Origin of the sequence: Delftia sp. CH05 (assembly GCF_009827015.1) — a bacterium.
GTDB lineage: Bacteria > Pseudomonadota > Gammaproteobacteria > Burkholderiales > Burkholderiaceae_C > Comamonas > Comamonas tsuruhatensis.
This window is the reverse complement of record NZ_WUMG01000019.1, coordinates 51,254-69,360: the sequence shown is the minus strand read 5'-3', so window position 1 is coordinate 69,360 and position 18,107 is coordinate 51,254. Positions and strand designations below refer to the sequence as shown.

16 protein-coding genes, 1 pseudogene and 1 other annotated feature are annotated in these 18,107 nt (G+C 53.2%); of the genes and pseudogenes, 6 read left to right on the top strand and 11 right to left on the bottom strand.

The window, feature by feature from the left end; translation table 11 throughout:
* Positions 1–186: 186 nt before the first annotated feature.
* From GRX31_RS31030 to GRX31_RS16365, 11 genes and pseudogenes are all read right to left on the bottom strand, one after another.
* Positions 187–1,803 carry a methyl-accepting chemotaxis protein gene (locus tag GRX31_RS31030; RefSeq protein WP_160853716.1) on the bottom strand — a complete coding sequence of 539 codons (1,617 nt, stop codon included), beginning with the start codon at positions 1,801–1,803 and terminating at the stop codon, positions 187–189.
* 30 nt (positions 1,804–1,833) lie between these two features.
* Positions 1,834–2,100, bottom strand: a complete 267-nt coding sequence (locus tag GRX31_RS16410; protein WP_160853714.1) for a hypothetical protein — start codon at positions 2,098–2,100, stop codon at positions 1,834–1,836.
* Positions 2,101–2,354: 254 nt separating this feature from the next.
* The gene (locus tag GRX31_RS16405) at positions 2,355–2,636 is read right to left on the bottom strand and encodes a hypothetical protein (RefSeq protein ID WP_160853712.1); all 282 of its coding nucleotides are present in this window, start codon (positions 2,634–2,636) and stop codon (positions 2,355–2,357) included.
* Positions 2,637–2,806: 170 nt separating this feature from the next.
* Complete coding sequence (locus tag GRX31_RS16400; protein ID WP_272918449.1) at positions 2,807–3,358, bottom strand: TetR/AcrR family transcriptional regulator; 552 nt, start codon at positions 3,356–3,358, stop codon at positions 2,807–2,809.
* A 206-nt stretch (positions 3,359–3,564) separates the two neighbouring features.
* Positions 3,565–4,803 (bottom strand): annotated as a pseudogene (locus GRX31_RS16395) (IS3 family transposase).
* Positions 4,394–4,525: a sequence feature (AL1L pseudoknot), on the bottom strand. Its footprint overlaps the pseudogene before it by 132 nt.
* 773 nt (positions 4,804–5,576) lie before the next feature.
* A complete protein-coding gene (locus tag GRX31_RS16390; protein WP_160853706.1) occupies positions 5,577–5,933 on the bottom strand; it encodes a thioredoxin family protein in 357 nt (118 codons plus the stop codon).
* Between the two features lie 49 nt (positions 5,934–5,982).
* Entirely contained in the window at positions 5,983–7,107 is a 1,125-nt protein-coding gene (locus tag GRX31_RS16385) for an alkene reductase (RefSeq protein WP_202396606.1), read from the bottom strand.
* An 82-nt stretch (positions 7,108–7,189) separates the two neighbouring features.
* On the bottom strand, positions 7,190–7,744 hold the full coding sequence (locus tag GRX31_RS16380) for an OsmC family protein (RefSeq protein ID WP_160853704.1): 555 nt from the start codon (positions 7,742–7,744) through the stop codon (positions 7,190–7,192).
* Positions 7,745–7,856: 112 nt separating this feature from the next.
* Positions 7,857–8,540 (bottom strand): DsbA family oxidoreductase, encoded by a 684-nt coding sequence (locus GRX31_RS16375; protein WP_160853702.1) that lies wholly within the window; start codon positions 8,538–8,540, stop codon positions 7,857–7,859.
* 101 nt (positions 8,541–8,641) lie between these two features.
* Positions 8,642–9,181: a TetR/AcrR family transcriptional regulator gene (locus GRX31_RS16370; RefSeq protein ID WP_237426703.1), complete on the bottom strand. Its 540-nt coding sequence runs from the start codon at positions 9,179–9,181 to the stop codon at positions 8,642–8,644.
* A 111-nt stretch (positions 9,182–9,292) separates the two neighbouring features.
* Positions 9,293–9,634, bottom strand: coding sequence for a carboxymuconolactone decarboxylase family protein (locus GRX31_RS16365; RefSeq protein ID WP_126312677.1), 342 nt, complete (start codon positions 9,632–9,634; stop codon positions 9,293–9,295).
* A gap of 407 nt (positions 9,635–10,041) precedes the next feature.
* On the opposite strand from GRX31_RS16365, the gene mobH reads away from it, so the two are divergent.
* The 6 genes from mobH to GRX31_RS16335 all read left to right on the top strand — a co-directional run bounded on the left by mobH (position 10,042) and on the right by GRX31_RS16335 (position 18,101).
* A complete protein-coding gene (gene mobH, locus GRX31_RS16360) occupies positions 10,042–12,672 on the top strand; it encodes a MobH family relaxase (protein ID WP_337193930.1) in 2,631 nt (876 codons plus the stop codon).
* Positions 12,673–12,841: 169 nt separating this feature from the next.
* Complete coding sequence (locus tag GRX31_RS31025) at positions 12,842–14,065, top strand: hypothetical protein (RefSeq protein WP_160853696.1); 1,224 nt, start codon at positions 12,842–12,844, stop codon at positions 14,063–14,065.
* A gap of 89 nt (positions 14,066–14,154) precedes the next feature.
* Positions 14,155–14,589 carry a hypothetical protein gene (locus GRX31_RS16350; protein WP_160853694.1) on the top strand — a complete coding sequence of 145 codons (435 nt, stop codon included), beginning with the start codon at positions 14,155–14,157 and terminating at the stop codon, positions 14,587–14,589.
* A 238-nt stretch (positions 14,590–14,827) separates the two neighbouring features.
* The gene (locus GRX31_RS16345) at positions 14,828–15,709 is read left to right on the top strand and encodes a ParA family protein (protein WP_160853692.1); all 882 of its coding nucleotides are present in this window, start codon (positions 14,828–14,830) and stop codon (positions 15,707–15,709) included.
* Positions 15,710–15,734: 25 nt separating this feature from the next.
* Positions 15,735–17,465, top strand: a complete 1,731-nt coding sequence (locus GRX31_RS16340; protein ID WP_160853690.1) for a hypothetical protein — start codon at positions 15,735–15,737, stop codon at positions 17,463–17,465.
* A 15-nt stretch (positions 17,466–17,480) separates the two neighbouring features.
* Positions 17,481–18,101 carry an STY4526/YPO1902 family pathogenicity island replication protein gene (locus tag GRX31_RS16335; RefSeq protein ID WP_160853688.1) on the top strand — a complete coding sequence of 207 codons (621 nt, stop codon included), beginning with the start codon at positions 17,481–17,483 and terminating at the stop codon, positions 18,099–18,101.
* Positions 18,102–18,107 lie beyond the last annotated feature (6 nt).

The window sequence follows — 18,107 nt, the reverse complement described above, 5'->3', positions numbered from 1 at the left end:
TGTCTTCGAAAACAGGAAAACTGTCCGCTGAAATTGTCGAAGGCGGCAGAATCTCTTGCCCTGCAGGTCTAGCGTAGCAGCGAAACCGTATTTAGGACCAGAGGAACATTTTTGCGACAGCGCATTCTTTATAAAATGACCTGTATTAACAGGTCATTTTTACTCACCGGTGAGACACCAAGCAATTTATGTCAAACGTTGAGTGTCTAAGCTATCAAAGGGATGCACACGAGCAGTCCTGTCTTGGCTTACCGTGATGATAGAATCGTTCAGCTTAAAAAATGCCACGGCGTGGACCAATTCTTCGGCTTGCGTATTCAACGCGGTGGCTGCAGCAGCCATTTCCTCGACCAACGCAGCATTCTGTTGAGTGACATGATCCATCTGAGTTATGGCTTCACCCACTTGACCCACGCCGGCACTTTGCTCACTACTTGCTGCGCTGATCTCACCCATTAAGTCACTTACTTTACGAATAGAGGTGACTATATCTGTCATAGTGGATCCGGCATTGTCTACTAGTGCACTTCCTTGTTCAATGCGCTCTACACTTGAAATAATCAGCTGCTTTATTTCTTTTGCAGCTTCGGCACTACGTTGTGCCAGGTTTCGCACCTCTCCTGCGACAACGGCAAAGCCCCTTCCCTGCTCACCCGCACGTGCTGCCTCGACTGCAGCATTAAGCGCAAGAATATTAGTCTGAAATGCGATACCATCAATTACAGAGATAATATCCGAGATCTTCTTGCTGCTATCGTTGATGCCCTTCATTGTCTCTATGACTTTAGCAACGACCTCACCACCTTGCGCGGCGACTGTTGAGGCACTCAGTGCCATATGATTGGCTCTGTGTGCGGAATCAGCATTCTGTTGCACTGTTGCGCCTAGTTGTTCCATCGAAGCAGCTGTTTCTTCTAGTGCAGATGCCTGCTGCTCGGTCCTGCCGGAAAGATCATTGTTGCCCGAGGCGATCTGTGAGCTGGATGAAGCCACACCCTCAGCATTTTGGCGTACTATAGATACAGTATTTATTAGCTCCTGTTGCATTTTCCGGATTGCGAGCAATAGTTTACCCATCTCATCTTTGGAGCGAATAATAATGTCTCCAGAAAGATCTCCTTTTGCAATCTTGTTGGTAACATCTATTGCATAGACTAATGGACGTACAATTGAGTTGGTGATACGTATTGCCAAAAAGATAGCCATAACTACAGCAATTGATAAAGCGATGGCTATATCTCGCTGCAGTGTTTTGGCACTGCTTTCCGCGCGATTACCAGCCTCCAATGCTCTTCTGGCTTGGAGTTCAACTTGCTCCTGTATCGAATGTTGATACTCCATTTGGGCAGGCCTATATTTCTCCTCCAGCACCAATAGTGCTTCCGCAGTTTTACCTTCATTTATCAGATTCAGATATTTAATGCCTGCATCTGCGAATACAAAGCGAAGCTTCGTCATGGATTGCAATATTTCCCTCCCCTTACTTGTATTTATAAGTTCTTCCAGCTTCTTGTACTGTTCGTCAACTACGACTCTAGATTTTTGTATTTTATCAATAGCAGATTTCTTGATAGGATCGCCAGTAAATATTGCCATGTCTCTTACGAGTATAGCTTGCAAATTGACCTGGTCCACCACGATATTTAAGGCTTCCGTAATAGGAATTCTACGGAAAAGCACATCATTGAGTTCTTGACGTTGGCTGGCTGAACGCCATAAACCAATGCTTCCAAGAATAACCAGCAACACAACCATCGCAGTGAAGGCGGTCTTGAGTCTTGTGGAAATTTTTATAGAATTCAAAATTTATCTCTTCTAATTTGCCGCCAAAATCTAACCAGCCTTGAACTCTATAGCGTCTCTGAATTTATGGATCATAGCCCATTCTTCTTCACTGATGCTAGTAAATACTAAGCTGTCGTCAATAACTTTAGAAAGTGATTCAAAAGTTGTTTTTAAATTCTCTGCATCGAAATGATTGGCGGCCAAAGCTGTTGCCAGCTGGTAAGTTACCTGATTCTGCGCTAGCAATGTTTTAAGCATGATCGCCATTGCGTCGACATCACGGCGTAAACGTTCATAATGTTCTAAATTTTCCATAAATATTTACTATTCTTGCAATCTGAGCTTGAAATAACGAAAGTTCAAAATATCATTTATATGCTTGGTGATTTAAATCGCCTTTCGTTGATTCAATCATAAATATAGCGATATTTGCTTGGTGCAACTCTTTGTTATATGGCGGGTTAATGATTTTTTGGGATATTCGTCAATTAATATTGTTAGCCATTTCCGATCAGCAGCTCACACTACAATACGCTGCCAATATTTAGACGTCCGAATATTCGCCGCATTTAACTATCATTTTTTAGAACTTTTCCCTGAAAATCTTGCAGAGCCTTTAGCGATTTCATAAATTCATAAGCGGTCAGATTTTCATTCCTTGATACAGCAATAGTCATCAAATCATCCGTGCGCGAGGGAACATTGCTCCGCTCAGTCTCTGATGCTTTGGTCGCCCCATCGTAATTAATAAAATCAGGATAATACCTCAAAACTAATACGCGCAAAGATAGCCCATGGTCCATATTCATATCAACTTCGTTTATCAAAATTCTGTCTTTCTCATCAAGCATATTTTTAAACCACTGAATTGCAGAGATAAATACATTCCCCCAATACTGATTATTAAAAATACTGATCCCGCAAGGGCTACGAAAGAAATTGCGTCTTGCTTTTTCAGTTTTAGTAAAGCTAGATGGAAGATAATGGGCATCTACACGAGTATTACTTTTTTGGGTTTAATTTAATCGAGCTCTGCCGAAAGCTCCCGAATTGTCTTATGCATCAATGCGACCTGTTCCGGGGTAAAGATATGCAGTTTCAAAAGTTCAAGCAGAAGAATTCCGTCCAGGGCAGCTGCCAGGATAAGTGTCAGTCCAGGATTGCCACCACAATCTAGCCCGTTATATCCTTTGGCAAACAGTGTTCTCACTGGAGGCATAAGGTGCTCATGTGTTGATGCGACCGCCAACATATTGGCCAGAAATCTCTTTTGCTCTGGCGGCATGTTGAATGTCAAGTTCTCCATACTGCTAAGCAATGATTTAGGCGTAGATTCACGTTTTACCTGTTCACTACCATGGGTCTGCGAATCAAGCTCCTCAACCATATTTTCAACAAGTGCGCTTAGCAGCTCATCACGAGTCTTGAAGTGATACACCAACCCCGCCTTTGTCACGCCAGCGTTGGCAGCCGTGCGTTCAATAGTGAGATTCATCACGCCGTCCTCAGCGATCAAATTTGCGGCTGCTGTCAGTAGCTTCTTACGGGAACTGGGGCGTCTTGAAGAAGGCATACAACTCTTTCTATAAGTGTACTATACGTAAAGTAAAGTAATTTTGTTTTCTACTCGTGTGACAAGGCTCATGCTTGACCTCGTCAAAGCGGCGGCTGTGGCTACAGCGTCGTGGTAGGTTCTGCACCGCGGGGCCGACGTTGACAGTCCTTGATGCTCGACCTCTCTGAATCGCCCCGGGTTCTGCGGAGGCCACTTGGTTTAAGTCAGACGGTCGCGGCCTGACCAGCGCGTTGTCGATGGTAGTTGGCTTCGAACTCAGCAGGCGGGACCCAGCGGCCCCATCAGCCGATGATGGTTGAACCAGGCCACCCATTGCAGCGTCGCCAGTTCCACCGCCTGTTTTGTCTTCCAAGGCCCGCGCCGATGAATGACCTCGGCCTTGTAGAGCCCGTTCATGGTCTCGGCCAGCGCGTTGTCATAGCTGTCGCTCTTGGAGCCCACTGAGGGCTCGATGCCGGCTTCGGCCAAGCGTTCGCTGTAGCGGATGGACAGGTATTGCGAACCCCTGTCGGAGTGGTGCGTCAGGCTGCCGTCGTCAGACGGCTTGCGGTCGTACAGCGCCTGCTCCAGCGCGTCGAGCACGAACTCGGTGTGCATCGAGCTGCTTTGCCGCCAGCCCACGATGCGCCGGCTGAACACGTCCACCACGAATGCCACGTAGACCCAGCCCTGCCAGGTCGAGACGTAGGTGAAGTCAGAGACCCAGAGCTGGTTGGGCCGCTCGGCACGGAACTGCCGATTGACCCGGTCCAGCGGGCATGGTGCCTTGGAATCAGCAATGGCGGTTCGCACCGCCTTGCCGCGGCGCACGCCCTGCAGTCCGAGTTGGCGCATCAGCCGCTCGACGGTGCAACGTGCCACCGCAACACCTTCGCGGTTGAGTTGACGCCAGACCTTCTCGGCGCCATAGACTTGGTGGTTGGCCTGCCAGACGCGCTGCACCTGCGGCAGTAGCTGTGTATCGCGCTGGGCTCGCAACGAGCGCAAGGCCGGGCTGCTGCGCTGACGCGCGGCGTGGCGCCAGTACGCCGATGGGGCGATCTGCAAGACGCGGCAGATCGACTCGACCCCAAGCTGCTGGCGGTACTGGTCGACGAATGCCTTCAGGACTTGATGCGGCGCAGGAAGGCTTGCCCGTCGAGCTCCGCCTGGACGAAAAACGCGCTGGCCAGCTTCAATATCTCATTGGCTCGACGCAGTTCCCTGACCTCCCGCTCCAGGTCCTTGACCCGCTGGGCCTCGCTGGTCGTCACGCCTTCGCGCACGCCGGCATTGACCTCGGCTCGCTTGATCCATTCGTTGAGCGTCTGCGGCACACAGCCAATCTTGGGTGCGATGGACTCGATTGCGGCCCACAGCGACGGGTACTCCCCACGGTGCTCGTGCACCATCCTGCCTGCGCGTTCACGGACCTCGGGCGAGAACTTGTTCGACTTCTTCATGGCTTCATCTTCTCAAGAGTTGAAGCCTCCTCAAAACCCGGGGCGATTCAAGGTGGTTGCGCGACCTACTTGAAAGTGAGGACGACTCGACCGATGGACGCTGCCATCGCACTCCCAACTACGATGCCGAGCTGTTCGCCGACCAGTCTGTGCCAGGAGATTGCGGACTTGCCCAGCTGTGGCAAACAACGTACCTGTGCCTTTGTGAACCGCCAACGCACTGCACAGGGAGCGCGGAGGGGCAATGCCAAACGCTTCTATCGTGACATGGTGCAAGCAGTTCTGCTGCTGCCCGAAGCGTCTCGCCGGTGCCAGTCTGCCCGCACGCATGAGGGCCGCGTTGCGTTCTCGAGCACCAACGCAGGTTGGTGCTCCGCTGGTGTGAAAATCAAGTCGGATTCGTACCAGACCCTGATGGCCACCTTCATCAACAATTGTTGAGACAGCGAAGTGATGGCGTGGCGCGCTCGGTAGGGCAGAGAGCTGCCAAGCGGTCCGATGCGTGAGATGCCCATCATGGCCGTCGAATGCAACTTCCGCTCCGATGATGGCATCCATCCTGCACATGCACTGGAGTTCACGAGTGACAACTGAGGTGACTACATTGCCGCCGCAACGAGGACACTGGCACGCGCACTGGACCTGGAACTCATCAACACGTCTGTCTGCTGCCCAAAGAACATAGACTGCGCGAATCTTCAACTCTATGTCGATCTGCTGTTCAGCAAGACTACGTCGAACCGACCGAAATAGTGACGTAGGCTTGCTTCACACTAAACATCTAGCTTTGTTTGAATCCAGCGCAGCAAGTAAGGTGTTGACAACACACCAAGGAAGCGGGCCAGCTCCTGTCCATCCAACCCGTACAACACAAGCATAGGCACTGAGGCGACTCCTAACGAGTTCAATAGCTGGGAATCGGTGGCGGCATTGACTTTAACGAATCGAACCTGATCGCCCAGAGCTTCGGCGGCCGCTTCCACTGCCGGCCCCATTGTTGCACACGGCGGGCACCAGGGCGCACCGATGTAAAGCAGCAAGGGGCCCGTATTGGAGCGGGTCAAGCGATTGAATTCTGTGGCGTCCAGTTCTTCCACCTTCCCGGCCCACGAAGGGACAGATATCTTCATTGCTTAACCCTTTCTCCATAATCGATTATTCGATCAACGTAATGTCGCCTCAGTTGGCGCTGACCAGATCCTCACTCTTCGCTTCGTACACCGGGTAATCGGTGTAGCCTTTCGCGCCGACAACCCCGTAAAAAGTGGACCGATCAGGCTCTGCCAGCGGCCAGCCGTTCTGCATCCGTTCCACCAAGTCAGGATTGGAGATGAAGGCTGTACCAAAGGCGATCAGGTCAAGCTCCCCCTTGGCCAGTTCGGCTTCGGCCAGATCCTGAGTGAAGCCGCCAGCACCAATCAATGTCCCCTTATAGGCTTTACGGAAGGCTGCCCCAAAGCCCGTCGGCGTACCTGCTGCCGAGATTGTGGTCTGATAGTTCAGGTGCACGAACGACAGCGTTCTTTCGTTCAACGCCACGGCCATGCTCTCCCACGCCTCCGCTTCGCCTTCAAAGGCGTCCATGTCGTAGATGCGACCGAACGGGGACACACGTACACCCACCTTTTCTCCGCCAATTGCATCTGCCAAGGCATCGATTGTCTCCAAGAGGAATCGTTGACGGTTGGCGATCGAACCGCCATATTGGTCTGTGCGCGTGTTGAGCTTGCTACTCAGGAATTGGTCGAAAAGGAATGCGTTGGCCGCCATCACTTCCACTCCGTCAAACCCTGCATCGATAGCACGGCGCGCGGAGGATACAAAGTCCTGAGTGACGCGCTGCACTTCAGCAGTGGTCAGGGCGCGTGGCTTGCTCGGCAAGACCGGGCCTTCTTTGCCAGGCTCAACCCAGGCATAGACCATGGTTTTGGTCGCCGGCACTTCGCCAGACGACACCGGAGCCCCGCCGCCAGGTTGGAGGGAGACATGGGAAAGTCGTCCAACATGCCACAGCTGAGCGAAAATCTTGCCGCCCTTTGCATGCACGGCGTCAGTTACCTTCCGCCAGCCTTCCACCTGCTCGTCGGTGTACAGGCCGGGCGTATACAGATAGCCACGCCCTTCATCAGAAACAGGCAGGCCCTCAGTGATGATCAGACCGGCAGAGGCACGCTGAGCGTAATAGAGCGCTGTCAAGTCGCTGGGAATGTTCTCAGGTGTCCGCGTCCGAGTCATTGGAGCCATGACGACTCGGTTGGCCAGCGGAAGGCCGGCGAGGTCATAGGAGTTGAAGAGCTTGCTCATGATGAATCTCTGTTTGGGAAGGTGAGTGCAGCCTCATGTCTGGGGCTGCTGGGTTTAATGGCGTGCTGGGGGATGTCTGGTCTTAGGCTTCCAAGACTTCCAGCGTGGACACCAGGCGAATGGCCTTGGAGAAATTCGCCCGGTTTACCGAGGTCTTCGTAACGACTTGGTGCAGTTCTTCCAGGCGCTCTGGCGAGGCGTCAGCGCGCAGGCGCACTACGTAAGCCACTTCGTCGTAGCCGGGATTTACGCTTTCATCCAAGCCAAGGAAGCCACGCAGATCCAGCTCGCCGTCGGTTTCGATTTCTAGGCTGTGTACCGTGATACCCATGGCTGCGGCGTTGACGACGTAGCCAACGGTCAGACAGGCATTGAGCGCTGCCATCAGCAGTTCCTGTGGATTGGGAGCGGAATTCTGACCGAGCAGTTCATTTGGCTCATCCGCGGTAATCTCAAAGTTGCGCTCATATTTCACGCCACTGAGAGAATAATGGTTGACCGTCGAAACCGATCGAGTCTGGCCGTCCCACTTTGTCTTGACATTAAAGCGTGCATTTCGCTTAGAAGCGTCTTCGGCAACGCCCTTAGCAAATTGCTGCAGGGCGGCGACGTCGATACCATTGGGTTTATCAGTCATTTCGCTTTTCCTTCTCTGAATGCGCTTTTGCGCGTAGTGAACCTACCGTCCGATTGGTGACAGTAAATCCTGGGGATTATCGGAATTTTTGCCTGCCGTGGCAGTACTTCGCTTAATGCGCGCAGCCGTCTATACCGCAGCTTTCGCCGTCGTCTGCACCGGCCACGACTTCCGGAGTATGTCGCGCTGCCTCCAAAATGGCGCGTTCGAAAACGCCTGTCTCCTGTGCGCCTGAGAGAAAGAATTTTCCGTTGAACATGAACAGGGGAACGCCATTGGCGATCCGATTTGCTTCCATCTCATCGAGTTCAATATCAGCAATTGCACCTTTTGAATTGAAATCAAAGTGAGCATTGGTCAAACCGACCTCATTTGCCAACGATGTCAGTACCTTTTGGTCAAAAATGTCAAGACCGTCCGTGGTTGCAGCCTTGTAGACGCGCTCAACCATCGATTCAGCGAGCAATGGTGATTTGATACTTTTGATCAAAGCATGAGCTGCTGTGGTGTCGCCGAAGCGCATGGTGTCAAAGTTGTAGACCAAGCCTTCCGAGATCCCGTTTGCACTGACTGCACCCATCATTCGGTCCGCGCTGGTGGCATTGCCGAACTTCTGGCGGATTGCAGTTTTGTAGTCTATCGGCCGCATGCCTCTAGCTAGTCGATATGCCTTATTTGTCACGACTACTTGCACCTGGCCAGCCAAAGCGCTAACTGCTTTTTCGAAACGCTTCTTTGCAATCCAGCACCAAGGGCAAACAAAATCCGACCAAACTTCAACGTTGACTGTTTGCATCATTATCTCCATAAGCTCAATAAATGATAGCCTACCATCCAGTTGGTAGATTGTTTGATTAAAATAAATCGCCATTCTTCAACGGCGACGATCTCATGCTCTTAGGCGTTATCTACGACGAGCCGTATAACGCTGGGGCTCAAGGGGTCTTCGTCATTCGTCGCCCAGTTGATGAAACAGGAACCCTCAAGAATGCTCAACAAAATGAACGCCTTGTGCTTGGCTCCACTACCTTCTGGGATCTCTTTTAGAGTTATGCCATGCGCGAGGGTTTTGGTGAGCCAATCCAACTGCATGGCAAAGAATTGCCGTGTCAGCTGCTGCAAACTCAAAGGCAATGCAGACATCTCGGCTGCGAGAGCGCCGCAAAGTGGTAAGAGACCGCCATCGGAACTTGACCTGAATATTTGCAGGAAGGCTTCGAGGCGCCCGATCACATGCTCGTGCTGTAATTCAATGCGGCCAAACTCGGCGCGAACGCGTTCGATGTACTCCTCAACTATTGCCGCTCCCAAGTCCTCCTTAGCTGGGAAATGATGATGGATGCTGGCCTTACGGATGCCTACCGCTTCGGACAGATCCGCATAGCTAAACGCGGTGTAGCCGCGCGTACGCATCAGGTTCTCGGCGGTCTTGATCAAGGCGTCTCGTGTACCAACAGCCATTTCTTGTCCTCAGCTTAAAGATAACATCAGCAACATGCTACCTATCACATGGTAGATTGTCAACGCGCATCCCGGGAACGTTTGCACTCAGGCACCGAGCTCGTCGTAAGCTTCAAGCGCGCGAGAAGAGTAAACGTACGCGGCACCTGCATTGAGCGCGATGGCAGTGCCCAGAGCAGCGGCGATTTCTTCCTTGCTCGCACCAGCTTTTTTGGCTGCGCCAGCGTGTGCGGCGATGCATCCGTCGCACCTGGTTGTGACAGCTACTGCGAGCGAAATCAACTCGTGCGTTTTGGCGTCAAGCACGTTGCCTTCTCGCGTGGCAGTCTCCAACTTGTGAAACGCACTGGCAACAGGCGCATTTGCCTTGTTGAAACTACCTACACGCTTGAACAACGACTTCAACTCTTCAGTCCACATTTTTTCCATCTCAGTTACCTCAGCAAATTGAACAACAAACCATCTAGTAGGTAGGTAATATAATGGATGGTTGAGATGTTGTCAAGCGACCTCGTCGAGGTCGCTGCAGATGTGAGCATCGAGGTGTGTGCTGGGACCATGGCAGCTCCGCACCACCTACAAGCGGCATAGGCCTTGTCCCCGAGCCCCCCCGAAGGTAGGGTCACAAGTATCAAGAAAGTCAAGCGTAAAACCTGCGGTCTGCATCGAACGCTTTCAGGATGACTTGGGGCAGCATCGTCCGTATGGTGCTCGGCCATGGCAATCGACCGTCTACACCCATATAGCCCCTTCACTCAGCACGAACGCACAACGCGAGGGGAGGGTGCTTTGCACTCTTCTTTGGAACTGTCTCACTTGCAGCGCATCTTCCGTCCATGCCTGAGGGCAGAATGAAAAGTTTTGCGGCAAGGCTGCTGGCTATGACACCCTGGTCAAAACAAGGCGGACTACTTCGCCAAGCCGATCGCGGTCGCGGGTCTGACACGATTGCCGGACCAGTAACGGCCCACGTACCCGTTGTAGCTGGCACGGAATCTGGTTGGCTTCGGGTGTTGACCTCCGATCAACTGCTCGCTGTCGTTCGCGCAGAAAAGGCTGTGGATGCCATGTGGCGCCAGTCGCACCAGAGCCGCGAAGTATGGGAGCGGGATCTGTTGCCGGCCATCCATCGGTACGCAGCGTTCGTGCAATTGATGCCTGCGTCAGAGGCGCACCACCATGCCCACGCCGGCGGGCTACTCTCACACACCATCGAGATGGTCCTGGCAGCCCTGACCTGGCGCAACGCCATGCTGCTACCCGGTGGCTCCCAGATCGAGGAGATCGACGCGCAACGTGACCAGTGGAGCTATGTGGTGTTCTTCGCCGCGCTGCTGCACGACATCGCAAAGCCCATGACCGACCTACGCATCCAGTGGCGTTGTGATGGCATGGCCGACTCCATTCGCTGGACACCTGCTGGCGGCAGTCTGGTCCAAATCACGGCCCGGCGTGCGGCCGCCGAGTACCTGGTCGATTTCACGCCCAAGAGCCAGCGCGACTACAGCGCCCACGGAAAACTGGCGCAGCTGCTGCTGCCGCGCATTGCGCCAGAGTCAGCACTCGTGTTCCTGGCCCAGACCCCTGCAGCCATGGACGCCCTGGAGCAGTATCTCAGCGGCCAGGACCGCGAAAGCTTGGTGGCCCAACTGGTGCGCCGAGCCGACCAGGCCTCGACACAGCGCGCTCTGCTGTCAGGTCACAAAGGAAGGTTCCCGACTTCGAAGTCCAAGCCGCTGATCGACTTGCTGATGCAGGCCATCACCAGCATGCTGCAGGCCGGCACCGAACTGCCGCTGAACCGCTCAGGTGGCGCGGCCTGGGTGTTTGAGGGAGCCATCTGGTTCGTGGCCAAGCGATTGGCGGATTCGGTGCGCGAATGGATCAAGCGCAATGAGCCCGATGAGGCTGTACCAGGGGGCTCGAAGAACGATCGGCTATTCGACACCTGGCAGGACTATGGCGTCATCGACCTGAACCCGGCCACGGGGCAAGCAATCTGGCATGTGACAGTGCAGGGGGAGGCATCCGAAGCTGCGGCAGATCGAGGAGGTTATGAGCACGACCTGGCCATGCTGCGATTTCCCTTGGCCAAGGTCTTTTCGCACGAGAGCAAGTATCCGGCGCCCATGCAAGGCAGATTGGTCCTGCGGCAAAAACGCAAGGATGAGGCAGGGGATGGTGGGGCCTCGGCGCAGGCCGTGCAGCTGCAGATTCCTGCGGCAGGGGATGGTGGTAAGGAGGATGCGGCAGGACATGCACCCGAAGCTGCAGCACTACCAGCCACTGCTCGCGCGCCTGCAGCTGCAGCTGCGCCCAAGGCTCCCAGCAAGCAGGAATTGAAGCTTGCGGTAGTCATGCGTGAACCTGCGTTCAGAGCACCATCTGTTGCGGCAAAGTCACCTTTGGTGAAATCCGAAGCTGGCACAGCAAATCAGGCACGAAAGAATGATGCAACGCCAGTGAGCCCCCGCGAAACGCCTGCACCCGGACGTGCCCCTGCAAGGGCTCCAGCAGAAGCTGGCCCAGCAACCAAGGCAGAACCAGTTCCTGGTCCAGTTCGGCAACCTGAGAATGCGGCAGTACCAGCGCCGCCGCCAGCGGCGGGATCTTCAATCGATTTTGATCCAGGCGAGGCAGCCTACCTACTCGACCAGAGTGACTTCCTCGACGAGGCTGAAACTGCAGCAGCGATGCGACCGAAGAAAGGCCCGCGGCCGCCGAAGCCGGCGCGGGCCAGGGAGGAGGGCGGTGCGGTGCGCGAGCAATCATCAGAAGTTGCCGCAGGCCTGGACGCGGCGGAGGCGTCGCCAGAGCCTCCAGCACCACCCACCGCCCAGATCCTTTCATCTGAAACTGCAGCAGTCCCTGCGCCCAGCGCGACGCCCCCAACGCCTGTGCCGCCCACTCGGCGCGCCGCGAGTGTTGCTTCGGAATTTCGGAGCCTGAGCGACGAGCTCGATGACTTGCCCACGGTAGTGGTGCGGGCCAAGGCCGAGCCACAGGCCCAACGTGCAGAAGAGCCCCAGCCTGTGTTGCTCCTGCAGCAGCTGCCCAGGATCGAAGGCCAGGAAAGGCCTGCGCACGAGCCCAGCGAGTTGGCGATGGACTTCATGCGGTGGGTCCAGCAAGGCTTGGTTGATCGTGAGATCAAGTTCAACGAAACGGGGGCCGCTGTGCATTTTGTCGAGCAAGGCATGGCGTTGGTTTCGCCGCTGATCTTCAAGAAATTCGCTCAGGAACATGCTGACTTGGCGGAAAGCCCGACCGAGCTGGCCACGAAAGTGCAGAGGGAAGTCATCAAGTGCGGCTGGCACTTGCCTGCGGCCAATCGGACCAACATCGTCGCATTCGAGATTTACTCGCGTGGTGATGTTAAAGGCCGGCTCTCGTGTGTGGTGCTGGTCGAGCCTGGTCGCTGGGTTCAGCCAGTTCCGCCGAGCAATCCCGCACTCAAGATGATTTAGAGATTTTCCAACCCGCTATTTCCGTAGGAGAAAACATGCAATTTTCCATTCAGCCATTCAGCCATTCAGCCATTCAGCCATTCAGCCATTCAGCCATTCAGCCATTCAGCCATTCAGCCATTCAGCCATTCAGCCATTCAGCCATTGTATACCATTTCGCAGGGCTGTATTGTACATTCCAATAATAATTGCGTCTATTTTCTCAAATAATTCATTCGCTGAGAAGATATTTGTGACTCCTGGCTCTTTAGCTGGTTATACCTATTATCCGCCTGTAAAGAATAACGGAGGTGGCGGCGGCGGAGGTGGCGACGATTCAACCACCTTGCAGAGGTGTTTATTCACAGTAAGCGAGGCGGATAAAACCGTGACCGTAAATCCTGAGAAACTCTACGATTATGAGAAACCAATTCAGATGCAGTACACGATTGTTGGTGGAGACGGTGGTGGAGGGTTTGCAGGTGGTGGTGGCGGTTCATCAGCAATAATTTTGAATGGTGCTGCGGCTGTGGTCGCGCCTGGTGGAAACGGTGGCGAGAGAGCGAAAGAGTTTAGAGGGCGAATCGCTATCAATGCCAAGGACCGGATTCGTTTTGTTATAGGAGGCGGTGGAGGAGGGGGAATTTCCTACTCTGACAGCTTTGGCACCAACGTGCTCGTGGGTGGGGGTGCTGGATGGCAAGGTGGAGGTGCAGGCGCATCTCACGTGAGCGAGAGCATCACCTACGTGGACAACAAGCAGGCGGCAGGTAAAGGTGGTGGAAGCGCGCCAGGGCAGGGTGGCTATGTGCTGGGGGGCTTGTCGGGTACATCGGGCAGTGGGTCTCAGGCAGGGGTTGCGACCTATCCGGATGGTTCGAGCAATAGCCAGGGAACGGATAACAATAGAGAGTATAAAAATCTTGGGCAAATAAATGGCGGTGTAAATACTTTTAGACTTCAAGAGCCTCAGATTTCAAGAATTCCTGCGACGGCATTGCGCCAGGGTTCCATGTCGAGGCCGTTTTTCAAGACATACACTCCGAACTACTATGTGGATTTGCCTACAGCGGTGGTCAACGGCGTATTCAGGAAATTGCCTAATGTAGAGCAGTTTGTTGTGATTTACGGCGGGGGTGGTGGGCAGTCGGGTCGGTCTGGTTTTCCTGGCTCGGTCATCATTGCTGGATGTGACCGATGCTTTGGCTATGGTTACGGTATTACTTACACATTCAGGGGGAAAACCAATGAATATTTTGACAACACTGGGATAAGTGGCCCAACTGTCGAAAGTTTGCAGCCACCAACGTTAGATCTGAATTTAACGAGGCCATTTGTAAATGACGATCAGCCTGCGAACCCTGGACAGGTTGCGATTAGTTATCAAGCGCCTGTCTGCGGGTTACTTGAATAATGAGGTTTACTTGATTATCAATGATGAATTCCCTGGAAGCCTAGTTAAGCCACCAGGTCGGGCCTGGGCGTCATCGAGCTCAAGGCCTCATGGTTGAAGCTGAGAATTTACGAAAAGACAATATCAATCAACAGCTTATGAGATTCAACGCACTTTCTAAAAACCAAGAACCGAAGGTAGGTCTGGAAGCGGACCAGCGCCTTGGGCTGTGGAGATCGAGGCCTTGGCAGCACCGGGCGCTGTATCGCTGGAACGTCTTCTTGGCCTATGCCGGCGGGCTGGTCACGGCCAGACATGTCTGGGATGCCTTGCGCCATCCTCACCTGGTGATCATGTTGCCGTTGCGGCCGCCGAAGCGCGGGATGATTTTTGTCTGTCCTGCGGCGGTGCGTGAGTACACGGAGATGTGTGAGGCGAACAGCTCGGCTGCGAGCGCTAAAAGCATAGCGCCGGAGGAGCCTGAGCAGCCATCAAGCGCTCGGGTAAAACTTCAAACGGTTGACAGTTTGGAGCGCAGCCCATAGAGTCCGAACCGTGCGTCAACGAGGGTTTGTGGAACGTTCAGAGCAATCGTGTTAGTGACCGCTACGACTGTGAGCCGCTTCAAAGCTCACTTTTTTTGGCGATCACCTACTAGATACGATGTATATTCTCTAACAAGTTGTATTGAATTTTGACAGCTTGTTGCGTGTAGTTGGCATCTTTTGCGGGCATTTATAGAGTCTTCCTTGTTGTTTGGTTCAACCATTCAACAAGGTATCTATGCTCACAATCACCGTGGTCTCCACCAAGGGCGGAGTCGGTAAAACCACACTTGCTGCCAACCTGGGCGGCCTCCTTCACGACCTGGGCCTCAGTGTTCTGCTCATCGACGCAGACATCCAGCCGTCGCTTTCTCGCTACTACGAACTCAGCCACCAAGCTGATAAAGGCCTCACCGAATTCGTGAGGTCGGGCGTGCTCACGAGCGACTGCATCTCTCACTGCAAGCTGAGCCCGTCTGGCTACCTCGGCAAGCCCGTCATCAGCCCCGCCCCCAACGCCAAGTTGCACCTTGTGCAGTCCGACACCAGGGATGGCGTCCTCCAGGACTGGATGGCCACCCGCAATCCCATGGACATGCTGTTGAGGCTCAACAGGCCTTTGCAGCATGCCGATGTCACCCACACCTATGACGTGGTGATCATCGACACACAGGGCGCTGTGGGGCATCTGCAAGACGCTGCAGTGATGGCTGCGGACCTGTTACTTGTTCCGGTGTCGCCAGATGTGGTCTCCGCACGTGAATTTCTCCACGGAACAGCTGCGCTCATCGAGCGCCACGAATGCGTGGCCAACTTCGGCATGAAGATGCCACCCATGAAAGCTGTGCTCAGTCGTTCGGAGAAAACGAACGATTGCCGCATGATGACGGACATCATTCGCGAGAATTTCATCACGATGCGTGGCCGCGTCAATATGCTTAATACGGCTGTGCCATCAACGGTGGCATATAGAAAAGCTGCAACCGCTCAAGTTCCTGTGCACTGGATCGACAGCATTAAAGCATCCGAAACGATGCATGAACTGCTGTGGGAGCTCATTCCCAGCGTCGCGGAAATGTACGCGCCAAATCACAAGAGCTTCGTAAATTACGCTGCTTAATCCTCCTTATTAACCAGGAGGTTATATGCGTACACCCGTAACGCTGAATGCAGCGCAGCGCGCTGCGGATTTGCAGCGAAACAATTCGTCAGAAACAGGCATCAGTGCCAAAGCCGATTTGCCGACTGCACAGCCAGAAGTGAATTCAAAGAGCATGAACGATTCCGCCACAAAACCAAATAAGCAAGCCCTGCAACTCGAAGCGGCGCGCAAGGCTCTGGCTGCACCCACTGCCATCCCTCGCAACGCGACGGCAGGTGTTGATCCACTTGCAGAAGTGGACGGTGCGGTATCTACCCTTGATCCCGACGAGATCGAGATCTACAAGCACAACCCGCGAACTCGCCCCAACCCGAAAAGAGAAGAAATCAAGGCGAGCATGATCGCCGAAGGTCGTATCACAAATACGATCATGGTTACGCGCCGCTCCCCTGCTGAAAAATATTTCCCGTATGGTGGTGGCAATACGCGCGTGTCCATTGCTCAAGAACTCAAGCGTGAAGGCGATACACGCTTTGACAAGCTGACCGTCATCACTCGTAAATGGCCAGGTGAAGCCGCTGTTATTTCCGCACATCTCAGCGAGAACGACAATCGCGGTGATATTTCCTTCTGGGAGCGCGCCAAAGGCGTTGCTTCATACAAGGCGAAATATGAGGAGGAGAATGGTTGCGCACTTTCCTCGACGGAGCTCAATAAAGCACTTAAAAATCAAGGACTCAATTATGGAGTCCGCATGATCCAAAATTTTGCATTTGCAGTCGAGCACATGCACTTCATCGGTAATTGGCTTCGCACGGATGAAGTCCATAACGTATTGAAACCGCTTGTCAGCGGTATATACGAGATTGCTGAGAAATTCGATAAAACGAAGGAGGCACGCGCTGCACTTGAGGAAATCTTCCTCATGCACGGCCAAGATCTTGAAAGCATCGAAGCATCCAATGTGTCCAAGGACCCGGCTGAACGCCAGGATGTAGTTGTTGATTTGCAAAGTCTCGTTCTTGATCTCCAAACCGTTGGAGCGAAAGCCATTGGCATAGATATTGATAATCTCCCCGCTGCTTTTTCCGCAGTGGTGGCTAATCCCAAAATCACAGCGGAGGAGCTCGTCAGCGTGAAGGCTGCTTCCCCCGAAGCGAAACCGAGTGGGCAACAAGCACCATTGAGTGGGATGCTGGGTGCTGTGGGAGGCGGGGCCAACAATCAACAGACCGCAGCTTCACGCAAGTCCAGTCAAGTCAAGCCTGCAAATTCGGATCCAGATGCATTGGCCAGCTTCGCCAAGCGACTCTCTGACGATATTCTCGCGCTGAATGCCGTAGTGCCTATTTCTGATTTCATCGTCGTAGAGAGCCTGATGCCTCTGGGTTTCATTGTGGATTTCCCAAGTGATGTTCAGATGGTGGGCGGGCAAGCACTTGATGAGGAAAAGCAAGACCTGCGCACTGCACTTTGGTCAGTCCTGGCAGTGTTCACGGGTCAATTCAATCAAGAGCTTTCTAGCCTGTGCACCAAAGATACTCGCTGGAGCCAAGCATTGAAAACGAACGAAGCCGAAATGCGAGAAGTATGCGCTGCCGCTGGTCTCGCGTTCAAATCGGGCGTTTTATATACGCATTCGCTGCATTTTGCTCGTTTGCTGGGTTCTCCGGTAATCGGCACTCCGTTTGTAAAGTTTCTCGGAACGGTTTCTGATTTTTTTGCTGCCTATCCAGCGAAAGCACAGATTCCTTATAAACCTTTGTTTTCCTGATTTTTGGTGTGTGCAATGACAAGTCGAAGTGTTCCTGTCGATATTCGTGATAACGAGAAGTTCAATTTTATTGTTCTGACGGAAGTTATTCGCGTGATTGAAACAGAGGCCGGACTCGATCAGTTGTTGCTGCTAGGACTGACTCCGGAGCTAATTGATACGCTCCGGACTCGTCAAACGCGCGATCTGATTGATCTGGCATCACGGATGCGAAGTATTCGTATAACTTTAGCTGTGAATGAGATTGCTGGACATTTGGATGGAATTGATCGTCAGCGTCGTGATGACGAGATGTGCGAGTATTTTGTTCGCAACGGTGCAACCAGATCGCTGGTCACAAGATTATTTAAGCGTTCCTCGGACGAAGTTCGGAGATTGCGCGATTTGCTGGGTGGTGCCAGTGTTGGGAGAACAAAGCTCCCCAAAGAACACGATGTTGTTGACCATATTCATATTGTTTGGCACGAAATAAGGCGGAATACCGGCCCTGCTGAAAATTTGAGGGATTGGCTTTATGCGCTTCATCAGAAATTTCCAGACTACTCCATAGATTCACTTCATACGTGCGTGAAGGAATATGAAAGTTTCTATGGTGATGATTCCAATTCAAGCGCCAAAGCACTAGGTAACCACTGATTCGGT